13 protein-coding genes are annotated in these 22143 nt (G+C 51.7%); 8 read left to right on the forward strand and 5 right to left on the reverse strand.

The genetic code is table 11. From position 1 onward, the window contains the following. The first annotated feature begins 288 nt into the window (after window positions 1-288). Genes ACP15L_RS14190 through ACP15L_RS14205 form a run of 4 tightly spaced genes read left to right on the forward strand, consistent with a single transcriptional unit; the run spans window position 289 to window position 4200 of the window. A complete protein-coding gene (locus ACP15L_RS14190) occupies window positions 289-1719 on the forward strand; it encodes a UbiA family prenyltransferase (RefSeq protein WP_425084666.1) in 1431 nt (476 codons plus the stop codon). After that, window positions 1716-2144, forward strand: coding sequence for a GtrA family protein (locus tag ACP15L_RS14195; RefSeq protein ID WP_170380976.1), 429 nt, complete (start codon window positions 1716-1718; stop codon window positions 2142-2144). Before ACP15L_RS14190 ends, ACP15L_RS14195 begins: the two co-directional genes overlap by 4 nt. After that, window positions 2141-3466 (forward strand): FAD-binding oxidoreductase, encoded by a 1326-nt coding sequence (locus tag ACP15L_RS14200; protein ID WP_425084667.1) that lies wholly within the window; start codon window positions 2141-2143, stop codon window positions 3464-3466. The genes ACP15L_RS14195 and ACP15L_RS14200 overlap by 4 nt, the downstream gene beginning before the upstream one ends. Next, entirely contained in the window at window positions 3463-4200 is a 738-nt protein-coding gene (locus ACP15L_RS14205) for an SDR family oxidoreductase (RefSeq protein WP_425084668.1), read from the forward strand. Before ACP15L_RS14200 ends, ACP15L_RS14205 begins: the two co-directional genes overlap by 4 nt. A 21-nt stretch (window positions 4201-4221) precedes the next feature. On the opposite strand, the gene ACP15L_RS14210 is transcribed toward ACP15L_RS14205, so the two are convergent. After that, window positions 4222-5856 (reverse strand): hypothetical protein, encoded by a 1635-nt coding sequence (locus ACP15L_RS14210; RefSeq protein WP_425084669.1) that lies wholly within the window; start codon window positions 5854-5856, stop codon window positions 4222-4224. 342 nt (window positions 5857-6198) lie between these two features. On the opposite strand from ACP15L_RS14210, the gene ACP15L_RS14215 reads away from it, so the two are divergent. Both ACP15L_RS14215 and ACP15L_RS14220 read left to right on the forward strand, forming a co-directional pair. After that, a complete protein-coding gene (locus tag ACP15L_RS14215) occupies window positions 6199-7788 on the forward strand; it encodes a hypothetical protein (protein ID WP_425084670.1) in 1590 nt (529 codons plus the stop codon). Between the two features lie 150 nt (window positions 7789-7938). Further along, on the forward strand, window positions 7939-9138 hold the full coding sequence (locus ACP15L_RS14220; protein WP_425084671.1) for a hypothetical protein: 1200 nt from the start codon (window positions 7939-7941) through the stop codon (window positions 9136-9138). A 487-nt stretch (window positions 9139-9625) separates the two neighbouring features. On the opposite strand, the gene ACP15L_RS14225 is transcribed toward ACP15L_RS14220, so the two are convergent. Continuing rightward, complete coding sequence (locus tag ACP15L_RS14225) at window positions 9626-15388, reverse strand: PA14 domain-containing protein (protein WP_425084672.1); 5763 nt, start codon at window positions 15386-15388, stop codon at window positions 9626-9628. A 746-nt stretch (window positions 15389-16134) separates the two neighbouring features. Here ACP15L_RS14225 and ACP15L_RS14230 point away from each other — a divergent pair. Beyond that, window positions 16135-16920, forward strand: a complete 786-nt coding sequence (locus tag ACP15L_RS14230) for a WecB/TagA/CpsF family glycosyltransferase (protein WP_425084673.1) — start codon at window positions 16135-16137, stop codon at window positions 16918-16920. A gap of 101 nt (window positions 16921-17021) precedes the next feature. Here the strand turns inward: ACP15L_RS14230 and ACP15L_RS14235 are convergent, their stop codons facing one another. From ACP15L_RS14235 to ACP15L_RS14245, 3 genes are read right to left on the reverse strand one after another with little or no spacing between them, the layout of a single operon-like run. Next, a complete protein-coding gene (locus ACP15L_RS14235; RefSeq protein WP_425084674.1) occupies window positions 17022-17858 on the reverse strand; it encodes a CpsD/CapB family tyrosine-protein kinase in 837 nt (278 codons plus the stop codon). A 15-nt stretch (window positions 17859-17873) separates the two neighbouring features. Then, window positions 17874-19430 (reverse strand): GumC family protein, encoded by a 1557-nt coding sequence (locus ACP15L_RS14240; RefSeq protein WP_425084675.1) that lies wholly within the window; start codon window positions 19428-19430, stop codon window positions 17874-17876. Next, window positions 19427-20323: an ExeA family protein gene (locus ACP15L_RS14245; RefSeq protein WP_425084676.1), complete on the reverse strand. Its 897-nt coding sequence runs from the start codon at window positions 20321-20323 to the stop codon at window positions 19427-19429. Before ACP15L_RS14245 ends, ACP15L_RS14240 begins: the two co-directional genes overlap by 4 nt. 853 nt (window positions 20324-21176) lie before the next feature. On the opposite strand from ACP15L_RS14245, the gene ACP15L_RS14250 reads away from it, so the two are divergent. Then, window positions 21177-22142 (forward strand): NAD-dependent epimerase/dehydratase family protein, encoded by a 966-nt coding sequence (locus ACP15L_RS14250; RefSeq protein WP_425084677.1) that lies wholly within the window; start codon window positions 21177-21179, stop codon window positions 22140-22142. Window position 22143: the final 1 nt, after the last annotated feature.

Below are 22143 nucleotides of genomic sequence, written 5' to 3' on the forward strand. Positions count from 1 at the left end.
TATAGCGCTCTTTTTCAAAGTACATCCTGGATCAAGCGTTTACTGAATGCTCGCCTCTAAATTCACCATCAATGCGGTCACTATCGCCAAAACCGAAACAACCAGAACCGATGTTTGCCTTAAAATTAGGTGATGAAATGCCCTTTTGCGGCCATAGAGCCATACCTTTGACCTGTCTGTGAAATAGCTCCTCGCCAGACATACATCCGCCGTATTATATGCATATCGGAGTCAATTAGACTCTAGTTAGCTAAAAAAACATTTGAGGGGCCTTGGCCGTTAGTTCGCATGACGAGTGAAGCACGTAAACCAGTTCTGGTGGTTGACCTAGACGGAACGCTTTTGCGATCCGACATACTCTTCGAAACTTTTTGGAGCGCGTTGGGAAAAAACTGGCAAACACTCTTTAAGTCGGCTAGCGCATTGTCGCACAGCAAGGCCAGGCTGAAGCACGAGCTCGCCGAAGCAGGTCCTGTCGACGTCGAAACGCTCCCCTATGATCCGGAGGTTATCGCCTATGTCGAAGATTGGCGGCGAAAAGGCGGTCAGACGGCTCTGGTAACGGCCAGCGACGAGACCATAGCCAAGGACATTTTCGACCATCTTGGTATTTTTGACGAGGTCTATGGGTCAGACGGTGTGAGAAACCTCAAAGGCCCGGCGAAGGCCACCTTTCTGAAAAACCACTATGAAGACGGCTTCGCGTATATGGGGGACGCCCAGGCTGACATTCCGGTTTGGTCGCAAGCTAACCGTGCAATCACCGTCAACGCACCCACGAAGTTGCGCAGTACCGTGGACGATCTTAGCCCAGAGGTTGACCATTTGAGCACTCAGGTCACTTCCTTAAAGCCTTATATTAAAGCTATTCGGCCCCATCAGTGGTTAAAGAACATTCTTGTTTTCCTTCCGATGCTTGCCGCTCACCAGTATGATTGGGGGACATTTTGGGCGTCGTTGCTGGCGTTCATCTCATTTTCCATGGTCGCGTCCAGTGCGTATGTCATGAACGATCTTCTGGACTTAGCAGCTGATCGCGCACATCCGCGCAAGTGCAAGCGCCCATTTGCATCAGGCGCGATCCCAATCGCGCATGGAACTTGGATGGCCTTCGGAATGCTTGCCACAGGCGCTATTATCGCGGCCAGCGTCAATTGGGCTTTTCTGGGCGCGATGACCTTCTATTACGTCGCAACCACTGCCTATTCGCTAAACATAAAGCGCCGCATTGTAATCGATATCATTACGTTGGCTGGTCTCTACACTACCAGAATCATTGCCGGGGGGTATGCTACTCAGATTCCACTGTCTGTGTGGCTTTTGGCATTCTCAGTGTTTTTCTTTCTTTCACTTGCATCAGTAAAACGCCAGGCCGAACTAATCGACACCGCCAAGCGTGGCGCAATGGAAGCCACAGGACGCGGCTATCAGGTCGACGACCTGCCGCTAATCAGCCAGGTAGCTATCTCTTCCGGATATGTTTCAGTTCTGGTTATGGCGCTATACATCAACTCTCCCAACGTGATGGAATTGTATCGCTCTCCTACTGCGCTTTGGGTGGTGTGTTTGATTCTTCTGTATTGGTTGACTCGTGTCACCATGATCACCCACCGCGGGCATATGCATGATGACCCCGTCGTCTTTGCCGCGAAAGACAGAACCAGCCAGTTGTGTTTTCTCGCCATACTGTTTTGTGCTGTTTGGGGTGCCTTGTTATGACCTTGGGGAGTTTGATACTTCGGTATGGAACATTCGCGATCATCGCGACCGCCGGGAACCTTGCTACGCAACGGGTTTTCTTGATGTGGGGTGAAAGCCTAACCCATTTTGTTGTCGCACTATGTGCTGGAACCCTCGTGGGTTTGGTCATCAAATACCTATTGGACAAACGTTGGATTTTTTACGACTTGTCCTCCGGAGTGGTTGAGCACAGGAAAAAGTTCACGCTCTATACGATTATGGGGTTAGCTACGACTGCAATCTTCTGGGGTACTGAAACCGCTTGCTGGCTGATATGGGGGACCGATTTGGCTCGCGAGATTGGGGCTATTGTTGGTCTAACCATAGGCTATGTGGTCAAGTACAATCTGGATCGGCGGTTCGTGTTCACCGATTCAACCCTTTCGCTGGGACGTGCGACATGATGCTGAGTGGGTGGGGTCGATTTCCAGTCATTTATTCACCGATAGTCAAGGCCCCGCGGTCCGATGTCGAACTGGCTTCTGCGTTGCGTTACGGGGGTGTCATCGCACGGGGCAACGGACGCTCCTATGGCGACAGTGCGATCAGCCGGCGCGGTACAATTGACATGCGGCGCTTCAACCGCATGATTTCGTTTGACAATGAAACTGGAATCCTTGTGGCAGAAGCCGGCGTTCTGCTGGCCGACGTAATCTCGTCCTTCTTGCCGCGTGGATGGTTTCCTCTTGTGACGCCCGGGACAAAATACGTGACACTTGGCGGAATGATCGCCGCCGACGTGCACGGGAAGAACCACCACCGTGACGGTTCAATGGCCAAATCACTGGAATGGGTCGATGTGATGGACGCTTCGGGCCAAGTGCACCGTGCCTCGCGCGACGAAAATCAGGAGCTTTTCAACAGTATACCAGGGGCCATGGGGCTGACTGGGATAATACTTCGGGCCGCGATCCGGTTACAGCGGGTCGAGACAGGCTGGATCCAGCAGAAAATGATCCCCGCGAGCAATCTTGCTGAGGCGATGGAAGTATTTGAAGCCAATAACCAGAGTCTTTACTCGGTTGCCTGGATTGACTGCCTGAAGCGCGGCGCGAACCGCGGTCGATCATTGGTAATGCTCGGAGAGCACGCTTCGCTCGATATGTTAAGCGCTCGGCAAAAACTTGACCGCTACGCTATGAGACCTCGGCGAATGAAACGGGTGCCGTTTGACTTTCCAAGCTTTGCAATGTCGGGCCCTGCGGTGAAGGCTTTTAACGCGCTGTACTACCGTTCTGGGTTACGCAAAGCCGGTGACAGCATTGTGGACTGGGATAGCTATTTCTATCCGTTAGATGCGATATTGAATTGGAACCGGGTCTACGGTCGCAAAGGTTTGCTGCAATTCCAATGTGTTTTGCCCTTGGAGACATCCCGTGAGGGCTTAAACGCCTTACTGGACACGATCTCTGAGGCCGGCTCTGGCTCTTTTCTGGCGGTTCTTAAGCGTTTCGGAGAACAAATCAGCGCGTTTTCTTTTCCAATGCTCGGCTATACTCTAGCGCTAGATTTCCCCGCCACCGACAAGAACCTCAGCCTGCTGGAACGCCTTGATCAAATAACGATAGCGCACGGTGGAAGATTCTATCTTGCCAAGGACGCCCGTATGTCAGCCCAAACATTGATGGAAAGCGACGCGCGTACGGCCGCTTTTGTCGCACAGCGACAGAACAGCAATGCATCGGTGGCCTTTCAATCCTCACAATCCGAAAGGCTTGCACTATGAGCAAAGGCCCCGTACTCATCCTTGGCGCGCGTTCCGACATTGGTCTCGCCGTAGCAAAAAATTTCGCCAGCCTAGGACACCCCATCCAACTTGCCGCGCGCGAAGCTCAGAAATTGGCTCCTGATCGCGACGATATCTCCACGCGGTATAATGTAGAAGTCACGCTGCATGAATTCGACGCGCTGCACCCCGACAGATTTGCTGGTTTCCTCGACAGTTTGCCAGAACTTCCAGAGGTCGCTGCTTGCGCAATCGGCTATATGGGCGAGCAAGAGGATAGCGAAAGTAACCTGACAGCCGCCAGCCTTGTGATGCGTTCAAACTATGAAGGCCCTGTCGGCATTCTGTCCGAGCTAGCTAATCGGTTCGAAGATCGTGGGTCAGGTGTAATTATCGGGATCAGTTCGGTGGCCGGTCAACGTGGCCGCGCCACAAATTATTTCTATGGCTCGGCCAAAGCCGGCTTCACTGCCTTCCTTTCAGGACTGCGCAATCGACTGGCCAAGAAAGGTGTGCATGTAATCACAGTTTTGCCCGGGTTCGTTGCGACACGTATGACTGAAAATCTCGATCTGCCCAAAAAACTGACGGCTCAACCTGCAGAAGTGGCCGAAAAGATAGCGTTGGCAGTCAAAAAAAGCAGAAATGTAATCTACGTCCGCTCAATTTGGTTTTTGATCATGACAATCATCTGCAACATCCCTGAAAGCATTTTCAAGAAGATGAAGCTGTAATGTTCAAGGCGCTTCCGTCTTTCAGTCGGACGGTGGGCAATTGACTTCGAGCACATAACCCGGGCTTAGCAGAGTGTCAAAAACCGCAACTGGTTTATAAGAACATGATCTTTCGTCCAATACCTGCCTCAGTCCTGCGGTTGCCCGTCCCGGTAACCCAGGCCAGCTCGCATGTATCGACGCTATATAAAAAGTCCTGCCATCTGACGGCCTGGAATCCAGAACGAACCTTGCCAATGGACTGAAATCAATTCTTCGGCGCAACAAAATGTACATCTTTGCCCAGCCGATTGGATCGTTTTGCAAGATGTTCTCCACCTTTTCCGAGAACAGATGGCTATCGATTTCGTTCCATTCTGAATCGAAATAAGATGGGTCGATCGCACCACTTTGGGTCGAAAGACTAGGTGCGTACCGGTGCTGCGCAATTGGCGCGCCCCTTTCGATCATCAGCGGAATCAAACGGAAGGTTCCAAAATAATACAGCACGTCCGAGGGCGGCAAATTGGCAAGTGTCTCGACCACCTGTTCGCTTGAACCTTCGACCAATTGCGGCGGCCACTTCATCGCCACCCGTAACCCGGAGGCAGCGAAAGCAATTCCCAGAAAAACCAAGCAGCCCAGCGCTAGTCGGCGGCGTGGGTCATCGCGTGGCACGAGCAACGCATCGGCCACCGCTCCAGCTAGAACCCCTACGACCCCCAAAATCCAAAAAAGATGACGTGAGCTGACCGCAGGATATTTGCCTATTGCGGCCAACACTAAGAAGGTCAAAACGATAGTTGCGATGAACAGCAACAAACTGACAAGTTTTGAACGTCGAGTGTCACCACAAATAAAAAGTGCGGCGCCAGAACTTCCCAAAAGTACCAACACAATAAACACCCCTCGTGATTGCAACAAGAGCATGGTGGCTTCATCGAACCGCTTCAGGGCATCAAAACCCAGAGCCCCATAGGCGTCCGGAAATCCGGTTAATTGAATTTTTGTCGCGTAACCGATTTGCAAGTAATACGCCACGGCAACACCGCAGAAGAGCGCGGCCAAAGCGACCTCCTTCCACTCTAGCTGTCTCCGTTTCAGACGTTTGAGCAGAAAAAAAGCTACAACCAGACACCCTGCGACAATTGTAGATAGACCCAAAAACAATCCAACAAACAAAACCGCCATGTCCCGTAAACCAAAGGGTGCGTCACGATTTTTGCAGTAGATCCAGGCAGCAAATATGGCGAAACCAGCCGCATCGAACGCGTAGAACTTCAACATCGAGCCATTGATCAGGAAAGATGGCTGCGACAATAGCACAAATAGACCTGCAGCAATTGGAATAGGGCGCCTGTCGAAAGCGAAGGCCATAGCAATAGTGATGATGCCAAGCGTCGTCAGGATCACGATCCATCGAGCCGTTTGAATTGATAGGTGTGAAATCGAATGCAAAAACAGATTGAAAACGGGCGGGCCGGCTTGTTGCGCCTGCGGCAAGGGGCCAAAGGCTTGCGCAAGGTTGTCCAAAGGAAAGTTTAGAAGTTGAGAAACTTCATCAATCCAAATACTGCGATCTGTCCAAAAAAAAAGCTGCACACCCCCGAAAGCTATAACTAGAACTAATATCGCAATGCCAAACGGGCTGTCCGAGCGGGCAATATCCTTTGGCATCGAATTCTCTCTGAAATCGTTTGATTGTCTGTGATTTAATCGGAAAAGCGTTGTGGACTCAAGTTGGGGTTTCTGTTCAATCGCGACAGACTGAACACGCTTAAGTCCCCACAGTTTAAGGCGATGTACTCTGCGCTCTAACCAAGGCTGCCGACAAATAGCTCTGTTGGCCCTTTCGAGTTGTTTCGCCTACCAAATCACTGCTGTCAGCCAATCAGAAATGAGGTCTCGCCTGAAGGTCTGACCTTGATGGGAAATTGCCACGAGTCCGTATTTTTGTGCATGCCCACTAGCTTTTTTTTTCGTTTTAGCTAGCGATAGTAACGGTCATTGGAGAACGCCATGCTGCTTTTCAGGCTTTGCCTTGTCGTCGTTATTTTATCAGTGCTCCTGGATTACGCAGTTAACCTGTCCGACACACGCTGGAGCTGGGACATCAACCATATGATGTATTTCGGCCAACGTCTTCTCGAAAACGACCTTCATTGGACGGTTGAGTTTGATGACAAACTGCCAGTTAACCAATTCCTCTTCGTTATCCCAGCCGCATTCGACAGCGTTCTGGCATGGCAAATCCTTTCCATCTTTGCAATGCTGAGTGGCGCGATTGCGACGGCGTTTGTCACTCGGCAGGTTCTTGTCTCCGGACTGGATCTGCCGGATCGGGTTACGACGATGTGTGCGCAAACGTCAGCAGTCGCAAGCTTAGCGGGTTTTGCGTTCCTTCCCGGCGGGATTTACCACATCAATCCCTTGGCAAGCGCCTCGGCAATTGGTGCAATAGCCTTGCTTATGGCTGCGGTTGCGCCCATCCGCTTTGGAAAAACCCCGTCTATTTGGCTTTTCGCTTTTTCAGCTCTGCTTGCAAGCCTTGCCATAGGGATACGCCCCTATTTTTTGCTGTGTCTCTGTTGCGCAGCATTCTGGTTGACTTTGCGCCTTATACCAACAGGGCTTACTCTGCTAAAGGCCGTTTATGTCGCTACATTCTGGATTGCTGCCGTCGGTTTGGCCGGAGCGCTGACGAACGTCATGCCATACGTTCTCGCCGGCAACTTACAGGCCTTTTTGGATGGAATGCAGTTGCTACGACAAGACCTGATCCTCCAATCATTGACGAGCAATTTGAAAGAGCAACACAGCTGGTTCACCGATCGCGTTCTTCCTGTTTTTCCCTTCCTCGCACTGGCTTCGGTCTCCACTGCGATCGCAGCTGTTATACATTTGGTCCGAGGTCGAAAGACGCGACTATCAGACCAAACAAAGGGTCTTTGGACAGATATCTTAGTGCTAACCTTAATATTGCCCGGCCTGATCGAGGCAGCGATACTCTACAAGCATTTTTGGTCACACTACCTACAACTGTTTGTACCGTTTTTTGCTATCGGAACAGGGTTCTTCGCCGCTCTTTTGTGGCGTGGGCCGTTGCAAGCCAGAACAGGAAGCGAAGTTCTAAAGTTAGCGCTGGTCTTTTTGACAATGCTGCCACTATGGCGGATTTCGCTGGAGCATGTCCGTTGGTTTGCATCCCGGGACAATACAGCTGAGGAGATCGACCTGCTGTCCAACCAGATCGCGCAGGTTCAAGAGACACTGCCCAGTGGGTCACGCGATTTTCTGGCGCCGAATCTGATGTATGAACATTGGAGGTTGCGCGAACCGCGCCATGGCTTTCCTCATGCCGCCAATACCGATTTTATCGTTGGTAAGAACTGGTGGGGCGATCTAGAGATTCCAGCAGGATACGACCTGCCGAAAAACTACAATGAGTACTGCAACCAAATCGACCGCAAAGGTCCCAGCATCATCGTACTTAAAATCCAAGACGAGCTTGCAAACTGTCTCAGACAAAGCGCATTGTATTCGGCCTTTGAACCGGAGAACGCGACATCAGATGACGTCTTGTTTTTTTTACGCGGAAACGGAAGTTGAATCTTTGAAGCGTGTAAATGCAGTCGGATTAAGGAAGGGTTTCATAAGCGCAACCATCCCAATGCCCAGGGTAAGTTGGATTCCTAGTCCTCTTTTACACACGCTGGGCTTGGCTTATGCTGTTTACCCTTACTCAGGCGTAGCTAACCTTTGATACAGGCCATTACTTTGCAGAGATATATTTACTCCATTCCGATGCTTTTGATTTGGGGATTCACACTCTTCATCGCCTTGACTGCCTATCAGGACTTTCTGCTTGGCGGCAATTCCTGGAAACAGGGTGATTGGCTTATCAACAGTATAGAAATCACTATCCGCCGGGGGATGATGGGCTCGATGCTGCTTAAGGTAGCACAGGGTTTGTCGATTGATGTCCTGCTATTGGTTGTCGTTGTGCAGGTCGGCTTGCTGCTTGCAACCGTGGGACTAACTACTGTTGCGCTTAAGCGAAAATGCAGTCCTTCAACCCTTTGGCTTTTGATCCTGTCCCCGGGCTTTTTTATCGGTTTTTGGGCACTGGACAGTCAAGGTGGTTTGCGGAAGGAATTGATTTCCTTTTTTGCCTTTGCATTGATGCTGTTTGCCGCCAGTCAACATACTCCGAACAAGTTTTTGATCTATTTTTCGGCTGTCGTCTTCGGGTTCGCAACTATTAGCCACGAGGGAAACCTTTTCTTTGCGCCCTTCTTTGCGTTCTGCTTTTGGCTGGCTCGATCTAGACTGGTGATCTCGCGGTTGGACTTCGTCGCCTTGCTAGGAATTATCGGCAGTGCTTGCCTGATCGCCGTGCTAATTGCGTTCGCAGTTGGAGAGTTGACTGACTATATGGCCGTATGTCAGCCCATACTGAACGCGGGTGTTTCGGCGGAAATGTGTGAAGGCGCAATCAAGGCGCTTGAGATTCCCCTGAGCGAATACATGACGGCAACCTTTTGGGTTTTGTTTTCATCGAAGATCTTTTCGTTCGCGCTTTTGTATGCGTTGACTGCAGTCTCGATTTTGGTCATCGGATCCTACCTAATAGGCGGGCGCATTTTTGTGCGTGCCTACATTGCGTCGGCATTCCTTTTTCTCCCGCTTTACGTTGTTGCCTTAGATTGGGGCCGATGGGTCAGCTGGCATACAACCGCTGTTGTTTTCACTTTGCTAATTGCGATCAGCTTTGGTGTACAAAAACGAGCAAATGCTCAAGAAATGCCAATTCGGATGTTTTCGGTACTCTTGGTTTTCAATGTAGTTTGGGGATTTTCACACTTCGTGGACGTAATTTGGGGCGGTATTGCCTGGAAAACACTCAAAAGCACATTCATTCTCCTCGGTCTCGACCATGTTGCTCTACCGGCCACGTAGGCCACGAGCGACGGACAGAAGCGGCTTCCAATCAGGGTGTAGCCCATACCTCCTTCGTTTCGGCGCGAATAGGCCTTAGTACGACCCTGGCTGCCTTAGTCGCGACAATGAAACGATGTACTGAACCAAGACCCACCAGCAACTAAGCGATCCAGCCAGACACGCCTCCGTTACGCTTAAACTTGAGATTTCAAACGACGGAGCGGGGAACTTTCTGCGAATGGATCATCGGCAGACAACGAAGCAACGACCAAACAAATGGTAGATCGCGCCAGGTCGACGGCCCATTGATCACGTGGGTAGCACTAAAGTTTTCGACGCTACCCAACCTGGAAACAAACCGGCAATGAGTCCGGCCAGCATAACCAAAAGCCACGCACCTGAGATACCCTTTTGCACGATGGCAAGCAGGACAACTCGGCCAAGCATGGCTTTTGTAGGCAGTACGGCCTCTTAAGACATCTGCAGATTACGTGCGAAACTCAGATCATAGGTCCCACACCTCAACCACGACAGTCGCCTCAGACAGTTGACCAGACGAGTCCGCTACCCAGTACTCAAATGTGTCGGTGCCCTCGAAGTTGATGTTTGGCTGGTACAGCAGCTGCCCATCTTCTTGAACATATACATCGCCATTCTCGGGGTCGGTGAAACCACTTACATTGAGTTCAGCACTTTCTGCATCTGAATCATTGGCAAGCACGTCAACAAGAACACCCTGGTTCATTCCAGTGGAGAAATTGTCGTCCACTGCATCCGGAGCCGAACCTCCCAGATCAAGCATGCCGTTAAACCGGGCACCGTTCGCGTAGTTGTTAATCATCCAGTTGTTGGCTAGTTCACCGTCCGTCATTTCAAGCGTGACAACATGGGTGATCTTCATAACTTCGCCGGTTGCTCTATCGGTGATAAAGTCGTCGATCAAAAGCACATTCCGCCCGTCTTCTGTCCGGTAGTATCCGTTTTCGGAGATCAGATAGATGATGTGCTCATAAAACTCGATCTGAAGCGGCTCTTGCTCAAACGCCCGGTCTCGGGTCCCAATCGAGTCGGTTCTGACACCATCAAAGCTGAAGTTTTCACCTAGCGCGATGCTAAGACCACCGTCATGGACAAATTCCAGCCTGCCAGGAGTCAAATCATCCGACGTCAGTATCTGGTGAGCAGCGGGGTTGTAGCCAAGGATATCTGTGCCGTTATTGATCGATTCAAAATCAATCAGGATATTTGCGACATCGCTATCCGGGAACGAAGCTGTGAAATCCGAGCGGAAGTCAACGGCCGCATCAAAACCTTCCACACGCAGCCCATTTAGAACCATGTCGTAGATGTTTGTTCCGAAGTCTATCCCGTAATTATTGACGTCGCCCAGGCGCTCTCTCGCGTTGATGAGATCGAAGTCAATGAACGTATAGTGCGAGGTGTAACTCAGGTTAGCGCCGGTGGAAGTTTCCCAGTTCAGAAAACCGTCAAAAACAGTGCGAAGATCGTGCTGCGTCTGCCAAGGGAAATCCTTGATGACTATGATCCCTGTGTTGGTGCCAAAAGCCTCGTTGTCGCGAAACCCTTGAATCGGCGCCAGGTTGTTCAGAATGGTATCCCGGCCATACCCTATCTCAGGGTGATCCAAGTTATCGACTGAAGGATCGGCTTTGTTGTTGCGCATCATCCAGACGAAACCATTGTTGGTATTCGCTGCGACGTTTTCCGCTGCCTCAACCAAACGACCAGCGAAGAAGAACCCGTCGCCAGTATGTCCGATATCTTGACTCGAGACACGTGCTCCGTCCTTGACTTCCCAATCGCCCCAGTTCGTACCTTGGGCATTGATCGCCATGTTTCTGAACCAGGAGCCTGTCTCGTCACCGGCTTCAGCTACAAATGCAGCCCCGAAAACATCAAAGGCGACATTCTCTGCGAAGTTAGCATTGCTGGAATGGTGGACAAATCCCCAGCCAGGCGAGCCATCAACGGTATTTCCAACAGCAATCGCCGGGTTGTCCTGATCAGAAGTGCCCGTCAAGTGGAAATGGAATGAATAGCGACCTTGGATGTTACTGTCCGGTTCCACAACCGCCAAGTCAGCAGTGCTAAGTGCGGCGGGTGTAGATTTGTCGGTCCGTCCCAGGTCTTCGAATGCTGCGTAGCGGACGTCGACGTCATCATTGTGCATGAACATTACGTGCCCACGGTGATGAGTCTGGGTGGCATCCCCATCCTCACTCGAGAACGTAATGTTTCTGGACATGTTCGCGACGTAAGCAAACAAATCGTCACGCGGTGTATCGTGATCATGCTCCAGTGGAGGTTCAAAGGTGATCTGATTGCCGTTGATAGCGGTGATCGTGATCTCTTCGTCTTGGCTTTCGATGTAGCCAAGAGCTGTACCAGTATGACCAGTTTGGTGCGTTCCTGTCAGAACCAGATTGTCACCGACTTGCCATCCATCGGGGATTTCGGAAAGCGACAGAGTGTTCTCACCACGCATCGGGGCTTCCGACACGGTCAAGAACGCTTGCTTTTCTGCTCCGTGAATTTCGACTTGACCATGCGAGATCACACCGCGCGACAGCAGGGTCGGATCCCAACTGACGTCAATGTCACCGTTGTTGGCAATGACAATTTCGGCATTCACATTGGCTGCAATCGGATTGTCTTCTGTTCCAATTTCAAGTCGGCCGGATGTGTCGACAACCATCGTGTCAACGACCATGCGCGTGTTAATGTTGGTCGCGAAGGACAATTCACCATCAACACGAACTGTGAACAGTGATGCATCGCTCACACCATTGTAGGTGACTGCGATGTTCTTCGGAATCAAGACGTTAGCACCTTCGTCCGGGATGCGCCCTTCATACCAAGTGTTGGGGTCAAACCAATCGCCATCTGATACGGCCACATGAGTGGCGTCAGAGCGATCAACAAGATCCAGCAGCGCACCATGCTCCGTGGACATAGTCATATTGTCGCCATGCGCGTGCGCATTGGGCTCGGCCATTACCGCCGCAACAAACGCGTCATGTTCGGAAGGGTCAGTTGGCTCTGGGATCGTGCCAGGAAGGTTCTCACCACCATGATCCACTTCGTCGCTGTCGGCATGATCATCGTGGCCCGTATGGCCATCATCAGTCCCGCCATGATCGCCGTGATCAACCACATCATCGGTGGTATCCGAACCATCCGTTCCATGATCTCCGCCGTCGTGGACCATGTCGCCATCATCGGTCCCGCCATGATCGCCGTGATCAACCATGTCATCGGTGGTATCCGAACCATCCGTTCCATGATCTCCGCCGTCGTGGACCATGTCGCCACCGTCGGCCCCGCCCTGATCACCGTTATCAACCACGTCGTCGGTGGAATCCGATCCATCCGTTCCATGATCTCCGCCGTCGTGGACCATGTCGCCATCATCGGTCCCGCCATGATCTACCTGATCAACAGCGTCATCGGTGGTATCGGATCCATCCGTACCGTCGTGACCATCATGTACGGTATCGCCGTCCGGCAACGAATGACCGAGGCTATCTCCGGAAATGACTTCGGTTACACCGTTCGTGTCAGGACCACTCCACTCCAGCCTCAGGACCTGGTCGCCCCAAATCTCAAAATAGCGGACTTCGAGGTCGTGCTCGCCAGCTTCCAAATCGACCACGACCGGAATGGTCACAGCTCCATGAGGGCCATCATTGTCGATAATGCGCTCACCGTTCAGGTATACTGCGGACCCGTCATCGGATGTCAGGTAAATCGTGTATGAACCAGCCGTTTCAACATTCAGTTTACCTCTGTAACGGGCCGCGAATTCATCCTGTGCGCCATTTTCCCAGAACGGGTTATTTGAGTTCTCGAAATTCAGCTCCGAGACGGTGCTTGTCAGATCGGGCGTTGCGTCAAAATCAATTTCAGCAAGGCTCCAAGCCGCTGTCGGCAAAACAAAATACTGAGCAACCAGACCACGGTTCTGTGATGTTTGGTCGTCATTGCTGTCATGCCCGCCGTCGTGACCCATATCGCCACCGTCGGTGTCAACATGATCACCGTGGCCTGCGTCACCATCATCGGTCCCGCCCTGATCTACCTGATCAACAGCGTCGCCGGTGGTATCCGATCCATCTGCACCATCATTTCCGCCGTCGTGGACCATGTCGCCATCGTCGGTCCCGCCCTGATCTACCTGATCAACAGCGTCGTCGGTGGTATCGGATCCATCCGTACCGTCATGACCATCATGTACGGTATCGCCGTCCGGCAACGAATGACCAAGGCTATCGCCGGAAATGACTTCGGTTACACCGTTCGTGTCAGGACCACTCCACTCCAGCCTCAGGACCTGGTCGCCCCAAATCTCAAAATAGCGGACTTCGAGGTCGTGCTCACCAGCTTCCAAATCGACCACGACCGGAATGGTCACAGCTCCATGAGGGCCATCATTGTCGATGATGCGCTCACCATTTAGGTAGACTGCGGACCCGTCATCGGATGTCAGGTAAATCGTGTATGAACCGGCCGTTTCAACATTGAGTGTACCTCTGTAACGGGCCGCGAATTCATCCTGTGCGCCATTTTCCCAGAACGGGTTATTTGAGTTCTCGAAATTCAACTCTGAGACGGTGCTTGTCAGATCGGGCGTTGCGTCAAAATCAATTTCAGCAAGGCTCCAAGCCGCTGTCGGCAAAACAAAATACTGAGCAACCAGACCACGGTTTTGTGATGTTTGGTCGTCAGGGCTGTCATGCCCGCCGTCGTGACCCATATCGCCACCGTCGGTGTCAACTTGATCACCTTGGCCCGCATCGCCATCATCGGTCCCGCCCTGATCTACCTGATCAACAGCGTCGTCGGTGGTATCGGAACCATCCGTGCCATCATTTCCACCGTCCTGGCCCGTATCGCCACCGTCGGTGTCAACATGATCACCATGGCCGGTATCGCCATCATCGGCCCCGCCCTGATCTACCTGATCAACAGCGTCGTCGGTGGTATCCGAACCATCCGTACCATCATATCCACCGTCCTGGCCCGCATCGCCATCATCGGTCCCGCCCTGATCTACCTGATCAACAGCGCCGTCGGTGGTATCCGATCCATCCGTACTATGATCTCCGCCGTCGTGGACCATGTCACCATCATCGGTCCCGCTCTGATCTCCCTGATCAACAGTGTCGCCGGTCGTATCCGATCCATCCGTGCCGTCATCATCAGTAACGCTGCCTGGCAGCGAATGACTCAGGCTTTCTCCCGCTATCAGAGTTCTGCCACCCTGAGTATCCGGTCCGCTCCATTCCAAGACCAAGGTCTGTCGACCCTTGTTCTCGAAATACTGAAGCTCAAGATCATGCGAACCTGCAGTTAAGAACAGTGTCACCGGGATCATGACGTCGCCATGCAAGCCATCGTTGTCGATCACTTGTTCACCGTCGATAAACAGCGCTGAGCCGTCATCCGAGGTCAGATAAATTGTGTATTCCCCAGCTGTCTCGACATTCAATTGGCCCGTGATCTCGGCGGCAAATCTATTCCGAGCGCCACCGTCCCACCATGCATCCCGACCCCGTTCGAATGCGACTTCGGACAGGATCATCTCCGAAACCGGATCAGCGTTAAAGTCGATCTGCTCCAGACGCGAAGTACCGCCTTGGAGTTCGAAAAACTTGGCAACAAGTCCCAGACTCTCTGTCGCCTGCGGCGCAACATCTGCATCAGAAGAAGCTTCGTCAAATCCTTCTGTGGCTGTTTCTGCGGCATCAGAAATAGAGTAGTCCACGACGTTAGAACTGATCAGCTGCCTTTCGCCTCCGGTATCAAGACCCTCCCATTCCAACTTGAGCGTTTGTAAACCGCCGCTTTCGAAATAGCGGATCTCGATATCATGGGACCCAGCGTCGAGCAAAATGTCGGTCTGAATCAGCCTGTCACCATGGTTTCCATCGTTGTCGATGACAAGCTGTCCATCAATGTACAATGCCGAACCGTCATCAGACGTAAGGTAGAAGGTGTAGACGCCAGCCTGGCTTACGTTGAGGGCGCCCGAATACCTTGCTGCAAACGAGTCTTGGGGACCGCCATCCCAGAAAGCTTCAGTTGAGCGTTCAATATCCAGCTCCGAAACCACCTCAACCGCGTCAGGTGTTAGATCGAAGTTTACCTCCGAAATACTGGAAACCCATTGGGGTAACGTGTAGTACTCTGCGATAAAGCCCAAGCCTTCGGTCGGAATGCCGAAAATCCGAGTGTCGATGCTGCTCATTACGTTATCCTTGGTGCATTTGATGAAACCCTGGTGAGGCTCCAATCAATGTGGTGGTCGGTCAGGAGGTACAGGTCCAGAAGGGCGAAAGTGCGGCAGGAAGCTGGCACAAGATCATATCTGCGGCGAAACTGTGTCCATTTTGTAAACCGGGTGTCTCAAAGTTTGCCGTCGAATTATTATCCGAGGCTAAGTACTTCAGTTTAGGTGCCATCCCAGCCGCCTTTTCATTTTGTCCATTCCAAGCGTTTCCACGACCCGTAAGCCGCGAGAATCGAGTAACATTTGAAGTAACGAAAAAACTAGTTCACCATCCCTGAACAATGGCATACCCAGACCTCAAATTGCCCACAACCCGGAAATACTCAGAGCTATTCAAGCAAGCGAGACATTGCCGAGCGTGTCCAGATTTCCGCCGAGTTTCTAAGTGAAATCATGGTTTTTTTGCATTTTCGCCCCATTCCCGACCTCAATTCGCTCCAAATTTCATCGGTTTTTTAATGAAATTTCGTATACGCTCGAAAGTGAAGCACCCGGTAAGCGAGAAGATTGCTGATTTGGAACAATTTCCGACTGTTTTCGCTCTAAAACCGGGGCTGGAGCAAGGTTAAAAGCAAAGGCATACAAGCGCACTGCTGTGATGTTCGTCTTTTTTGTTGTTCTCGCAAGGACGCAGCTAGCGATAGACAATTCCGCTTCGCTGAGCCATCAAAGGGTATTGGTTATTAAGTAGTGGAATAGTTTTTGTGAATTCCGAGACTGACATCGCTTCGCATCAATTGGCACAAGGGCCCGAGTTTCTGTCGCTGATCAGCCAGCCCACGAAGGCAGCGCTTTTTGCGAGCGTGAGTGACTGCTGGAATCGGGGGCAGGGCTTTACTCTGGCGACCTTAAACCTGGACCACATCGTTAAAATGCGTGAGATGCCCGATTTTCGTTCGGCCTATATTTCGCACAGCCACGTGGTAGCTGACGGAAACCCAATTGTGTATCTTTCGCGGCTTGCGGGGCGCCCAATCGAATTGATCCCCGGCTCAGACCTAATCGCGCCGCTGGCAAAGTTGGCTGCGCAACATGGCGTACCTGTCGCGCTTTTAGGGGCAACACAGTACACATTGGACCGGGCGGCGGATCAGCTGGAGAACGACAATCCAGGGCTTTCCGTTGTTGCTAAAATCGCGCCGCCCTATGGGTTGGATACCAATGGGCCTGAGGTTGCCACCTACTTTGAGACCATCCAATCATCTGGAGCACGCCTTTGTTTCCTAGCGCTAGGCGCGCCGAAACAGGAAATTCTGGCGGCACGGGGTGCTCAAATTGTGCCGTCCTGCGGATTCGTCTCAATTGGGGCAGGCCTGGATTTCATAGCAGGCAGTCAAACCCGCGCGCCGTCCTGGGTACGAAAGCTGTCGCTGGAATGGGTTTGGCGCATGGCCAACAACCCGAGGCGACTTGCGGGCAGATATGCTCGGTGTCTCGCGATTTTGCCCAAACTATTCTTCCAGGCTTTGCGCGTACGCTTGGCACGTTGATCACCGTATGAAACGGCGTTTCCAAGGCATTGACTGAATTTTCGGCGCTTGCGCAATTCCTGATCTGTGTATTCATCAGGTGCCGGATCCGGGAACAGCAGTCAGTAACCGTATTTATCCAATTTCTCGAGGTAACGGCATTTGTTTAGGACCACACCCAGCAGATTGCAGCGCCCAGCGATCTCGTCCTTGCACTTCTCCAGTTCATCAGCCGAAGTATCTTCGGCCGCGGCCACTAACAAAACGCAATCAATCTGATCGAGAAATGCATATGTGTCGTCGCAAGCGAGCATAGGGGAAGTGTCAAAAATCATGATATCTGGCTGATACCGCTCTTCAATCCGATCAATAACGTGAGCAACGTCTTTGTCCTGCAGCAGTTCGGCAGAGTTCGCTACCGAATCGCTGTTCAAAGCAAAAGCCAGCTTCCGATCGTAACAGACCATGTGGTCCTCGGGCTGGCTTTGGCCTTCCAAAGCGTTGGCAAAATTGCATTTGCTTGTACCCAGAAGTTTGTGAGCTGATGGACGTCGCAGGTCCAAATCGACCAGCATCGACCGGATATTTCTCTGGCGGGCGATACTGAACGCCAGATTTAGACTCAAAGTAGTCTTTCCGCAGGCGGACCCTGGTGAAGTGATCGCAACTCGACGCCAATTATTACTAGCCATCTGATGCATCATACGTGTGCGCAAAACATCAAATGACGCAGAATCTGCGGACGCCTCGTAACCAGAGATTCGGGCCCGCTTCAATTGGCTGGGCTTCAGATCGTACTCAGGCAAGTCCGCCCACAGCTTATCAACGAGCGGGACAGCCGGATTCTCGGGCTGCAGAGCTTCCACGGTAGCGCCTGCAGGCTTCGGAGCGATTTCGTCGGAAGCCGACACACGCCGCGCTTCTCGGGCTTTTTGAATGGCAGACTGAATACGTTCCATAACCTTTGGATCCCGTTATCCCAGTTTCAACCGATCAAGCAAATCCGTCGCGCCTAGCTTTTCGGCTACTTTCTCGAGAACAAGATCAAGTGGTAGATAATATAGGTGAACTAAGTACAAAGCTGCAACCACTCCAACAATTGGGAGGCTCAGACCAGCTACAATCATGGCTCGCCGAACAGCAATCTCTCGTTTAGTCCATAAATACGGCACAGTCCCAAACACAGGCACATCAAAACGAGAAGAGATATCTGCCGGTCTGCGCAAGGTTGAATTGAGAATCTCCAGCAAAACAAACAATCCTCCCGCGATCGCGAATCCAGCTGCAATACCCATCGCTACGATCTTTTTTCGGCTGGGTTCTGCGGGAATTGTCGGCACTACGGCATTCTCTGCTACAGTGATGCGCTGACCACGAGACTGGGTTTCGATTTGATCGCCTGTACGGGCTTCGGCAAGGCTGGCAGTCGCCTGAGTGTATTGCAAACGCAGATTGTCATAATCCCGTTCGAGAGTACCCAGAGCAATTGCATTAGTTGGAGTCGCCTCGATGGAACGCGCCAGTGCCTCCAACTCTGCATCGACATCGGCCTTTTGAGTCTCGATAAAATCGATCTGCCCATCAATGTCCGAGACCTGCAGATCAAAGGGTGTGAAGTTGGGCGCTGTCTCGGTGCCAAGACCCAACTGGATATTGGCTGCCTCCAATGCCGCTATCTGACCATCCAATGACCGAATGCGCGGATGATCCGATGAATAGATAACCAGAGCCGAAGCACGTTCGTCCTGTAATTGCCTTAGGCGGCGCTGTTCCGGTGTCAGGCTCTCTCCGGCCAAATCTGAACGCCCAGTCCGTTCGTAGACCTCAACAAGCCGAGCACGGCGGTCGCGCAGACCTGACAATTCGCGATCCAGCTGAAGCATCCGTTCCTGCAACGAAGACTGACGCTCACGGCTGTAGTTCAGACTTTCTGGCAATGCGTCTTGATGGGCTTCCTTGAATTCAAGGATCTTGCGACCCTGCTCTGCCATCTCACCATCCAGTCGAGCAACTTCCTGAACAAAGAATTCCAGTGTCTGCGCCGCGACACCTGTGCGCATCGCAACGTTTTCCCTTAGTATCTGCGCGACCAATTCATTGGTAACCATAGCTGAAACCTCAGCATCGGCCGATGCAAAAGACACCGTCACAAACGCCGCCTGGTTTAGAGTATTATAGGGTATTTCAAGCTCAATTCGCTCTTGCATATCCCAGACTATCTCATCTGGAGTCAGTTCAGGCTGGTCATCATGCAGCGCAAACCGGCTCGACAAGTCTAGCAAATTGGATCGCGCCAAAACCCGCTGCTGGATGACTTGGAGAATTTCCACAACACTCGCCTGTACGGTGGTCGATGCAAGATCACCCGGAATTTGAGCAGATTCTACAACCAGTCGGGACTGCGCTTTGTACACGGGTGGCAGCGTAAACGCTGCGTAGACCGCACCAAGCGTACAAAACGCAATAATGGGAACGATGAAATAGAGCCTGCGCCAAACCAAAGAAAGGTAGAATTGGATGTCCCTGATCATGAACTTGAACCACCGCTATCTGAATGCAAGCTCGCGGCAAAAAAGGCGCCATCTTCAAGAACCATTTCGACCGTTTTCCGCACGACGCGCTGGCGTCCGCGGGTAGAGGCATACACCATCGACAAGTCGCAAAGCTGATTGACCAGACGCGGCACTCCATGTGTCGCCTCGTAAATCAGGTCCGTCGCGGCGGGGCTGAAAAAGTTGCGCTCGGCCCCAGCAACACTAAGCCTATGTGCCACATATTTTCGCACCGTTTTCCTATCCATCGCCTTCAAATGAAAACTGGAGGCAACGCGCTGCGCAAACTGACGCAACTCGGGGCGGCGGACGATTTCCTGCAATTCGGGCTGACCAACCAACACCAATTGCAGTAGTTCGTCTTTGTTCGCATTGATGTTGGTGAACATCCGGAGCTCTTCCAGCGATTCTGGCGTTAAGTTCTGTGCCTCATCGAAAATAAGGATCACACGGTGACCTTTAGCGTATTCCTCGATTAGATGAGACTGGAACATGGCAAACAGATCAACATACGTGGCTTCCGGAGGGGCCGGTTGATCAAGCGCCATCAATACCCAGCGCAACAATTCGCCACGGTCTCCATGCGCATTTGAGATCAGACCAATCTTTACGTCACTGCCCACACTTTTCAGGAGATGGTACAACAATGTTGTCTTGCCGGCTCCAACGTCACCCGTAATCAGTGTTATCGGAGCGCGTGTCAGGATACCATATTCGAGCATCGTGTAGGCCTGCAGATGCGCTTGCGACCAGAAAATGAAGTCCGGGTCCGGCAGCAACGAGAACGGTCGCTCGTTTAACCCGAAATGAGCGGTGTAGATATCAAGCGAGCTTTCGCTGCCGCCTGGTGTATCGTTGGAATGAATATTCAAATCCTCATACTCATATTAATCGCAATGCCATCTTCGGACACTCTGGTATCCTAATCCTGACAAGGGATTTCAGTCTTGTCATCGCAGTATACCAAACTACCTTGTTCACGTTTAGGGCATTTCGTAGCAACCGCATGTGACCTAGGCCACAATTTAAGATGCTTCCGGAGCAACGCAATCAATTATCTTGAACCTGCTATGGGGTATGTCCTGTCTGAAACCCGGTTCTCCAGAAAGCTAGCCAATATATCCAAGCTTCTCAGCATGTCGCAAGCTGAGCTTCAGCAAGGTGAACGCTCAACCCATTGTTTTCATTCTCATTGAGACTTGGATGTGTTTTGGAACTGCCTCCAAAGCGCGAAAGTTTCAGCAGTGTTTTGACCACGATTATCACGCGCCAAAGAGGCAAGATTACGACAATGATGCAGCCGAAACAGACGCCTCGCCAACTACAGAAGGCATGTAGAAAAACCTAGCAACTCTACAATTGGAAAATGCGAAATGGAAACAATCAACCCATTAGGCAGTGATTATCAAAGATGCACATAGTGCAGATCAGATTACATACAGCGCAAATAATCATTGAGATTTGCTTGTACTTAGCAAGATTCGCAAACTCCGGGACCGGCCCGTTAGACAATCCTGCATGCTGGACTGTTTCTCTTTGACAGAAGCCGAACCGGAGCGTAACCCAACTATTAGGTTGCTCAACTGATTGAAGGGCGCCGTGTGCAGTACCCGCCGGCCTGCCAGCAGGCCGGCTTTAGACTGCTGGGTGCTGATATATTTGTGACTCCGCGGCTCGCCCGCGTTATTAATAACGAGTAAGAAGCCGATTGGAGAATATCTGACCATGGCGCCACGATCAGATATCGGTATTTTGGGGTACTCCGGGTTTGTTGGGTCGACCCTCGCGCGGGCGCTCCCTGATGCAAGCGGATTTAACTCGCGCACCGTGAAGCACGCCGAAGAGCAGCGATTTGATACGCTCTACTGTGCTGCAGCACCCGGCTCGATGTTTGAAGCCAATAAGTATCCGGATCGCGACGCTGAACGCATCGACGCTCTGATCGCCTCGCTTTCGCGAATGCAAGCGAGCAGATTTGTATTGATTTCGACCATCGCCGTACTCGACCGCTTCGATGGAGGGTATACCGAGGCCGCTTCGAGTTTTCAGGAAACCGTTGCTTATGGCGTCAATCGGAGAAGGCTGGAAGAAGCCTGTCAGGCTCATTTCCTTAGGTGTTTGATCATTCGCCTACCCGCGCTGTTCGGGCCCGGTTTGATGAAAAACTTCATCTTCGATTTGATAAACCCCATGCCAACAATGCTGAATACCACCGGTTATGATAAGCTTGCAAACCAACTTCCAGCTTCGTTGGTTCCGGCCTTGGACAGTATTTACTCGATCAGTGACGCGCTCGGCATGTATGTGATCGATCGCGCTGCGCTGGCAAAACTGCCCGCACGAGCAGCGCTGACTGCCGAGGCAGATAATCTCGGAATTAACGCGGTAATGTTCCACAATCGCGAGACAACCTATCAATTCTATGAAATGGATCGTTTGAAAGGAGACATTGATCTCGCATTGGATGCCGGGCTGGACGTTTTACATCTTGCACCAGAACCAATCAAAGCGTCCGATGTTTATCGCTCTCTTCTGCAGAACGAGATGCCTGAAACCGCCGGAAAGATTCACAAAGAGGATATGCGTACCCAACACGCAGAGCTTTTTGGCCAAAACGGCCACTACAATCGCAGTGCAGATGATGTCATGGCCGCCCTAACCGCGTTTTTCAATGCCACTGTAGAAGTCTAGG

The sequence above is a fragment of the Ruegeria profundi genome, assembly GCF_049800715.1.
GTDB classification, from domain to species: Bacteria; Pseudomonadota; Alphaproteobacteria; order Rhodobacterales; family Rhodobacteraceae; genus Ruegeria; species Ruegeria profundi_A.

What these genes read in the sequence shown, in the direction of transcription:
- ACP15L_RS14200 (WP_425084667.1), top strand. Translation starts at nt 2,141, where the DNA reads ATGATGCTGAGTGGGTGGGGTCGATTTCCAGTCATTTATTCACCGATA.
- ACP15L_RS14210 (WP_425084669.1), bottom strand. Translation starts at nt 5,856, where the DNA reads ATGCCAAAGGATATTGCCCGCTCGGACAGCCCGTTTGGCATTGCGATA.
- ACP15L_RS14190 (WP_425084666.1), top strand. Translation starts at nt 289, where the DNA reads ATGACGAGTGAAGCACGTAAACCAGTTCTGGTGGTTGACCTAGACGGA.
- ACP15L_RS14225 (WP_425084672.1), bottom strand. Translation starts at nt 15,388, where the DNA reads ATGAGCAGCATCGACACTCGGATTTTCGGCATTCCGACCGAAGGCTTG.
- ACP15L_RS14195 (WP_170380976.1), top strand. Translation starts at nt 1,716, where the DNA reads ATGACCTTGGGGAGTTTGATACTTCGGTATGGAACATTCGCGATCATC.
- ACP15L_RS14205 (WP_425084668.1), top strand. Translation starts at nt 3,463, where the DNA reads ATGAGCAAAGGCCCCGTACTCATCCTTGGCGCGCGTTCCGACATTGGT.
- ACP15L_RS14250 (WP_425084677.1), top strand. Translation starts at nt 21,177, where the DNA reads ATGGCGCCACGATCAGATATCGGTATTTTGGGGTACTCCGGGTTTGTT.
- ACP15L_RS14240 (WP_425084675.1), bottom strand. Translation starts at nt 19,430, where the DNA reads ATGATCAGGGACATCCAATTCTACCTTTCTTTGGTTTGGCGCAGGCTC.
- ACP15L_RS14215 (WP_425084670.1), top strand. Translation starts at nt 6,199, where the DNA reads ATGCTGCTTTTCAGGCTTTGCCTTGTCGTCGTTATTTTATCAGTGCTC.
- ACP15L_RS14235 (WP_425084674.1), bottom strand. Translation starts at nt 17,858, where the DNA reads ATGGAACGTATTCAGTCTGCCATTCAAAAAGCCCGAGAAGCGCGGCGT.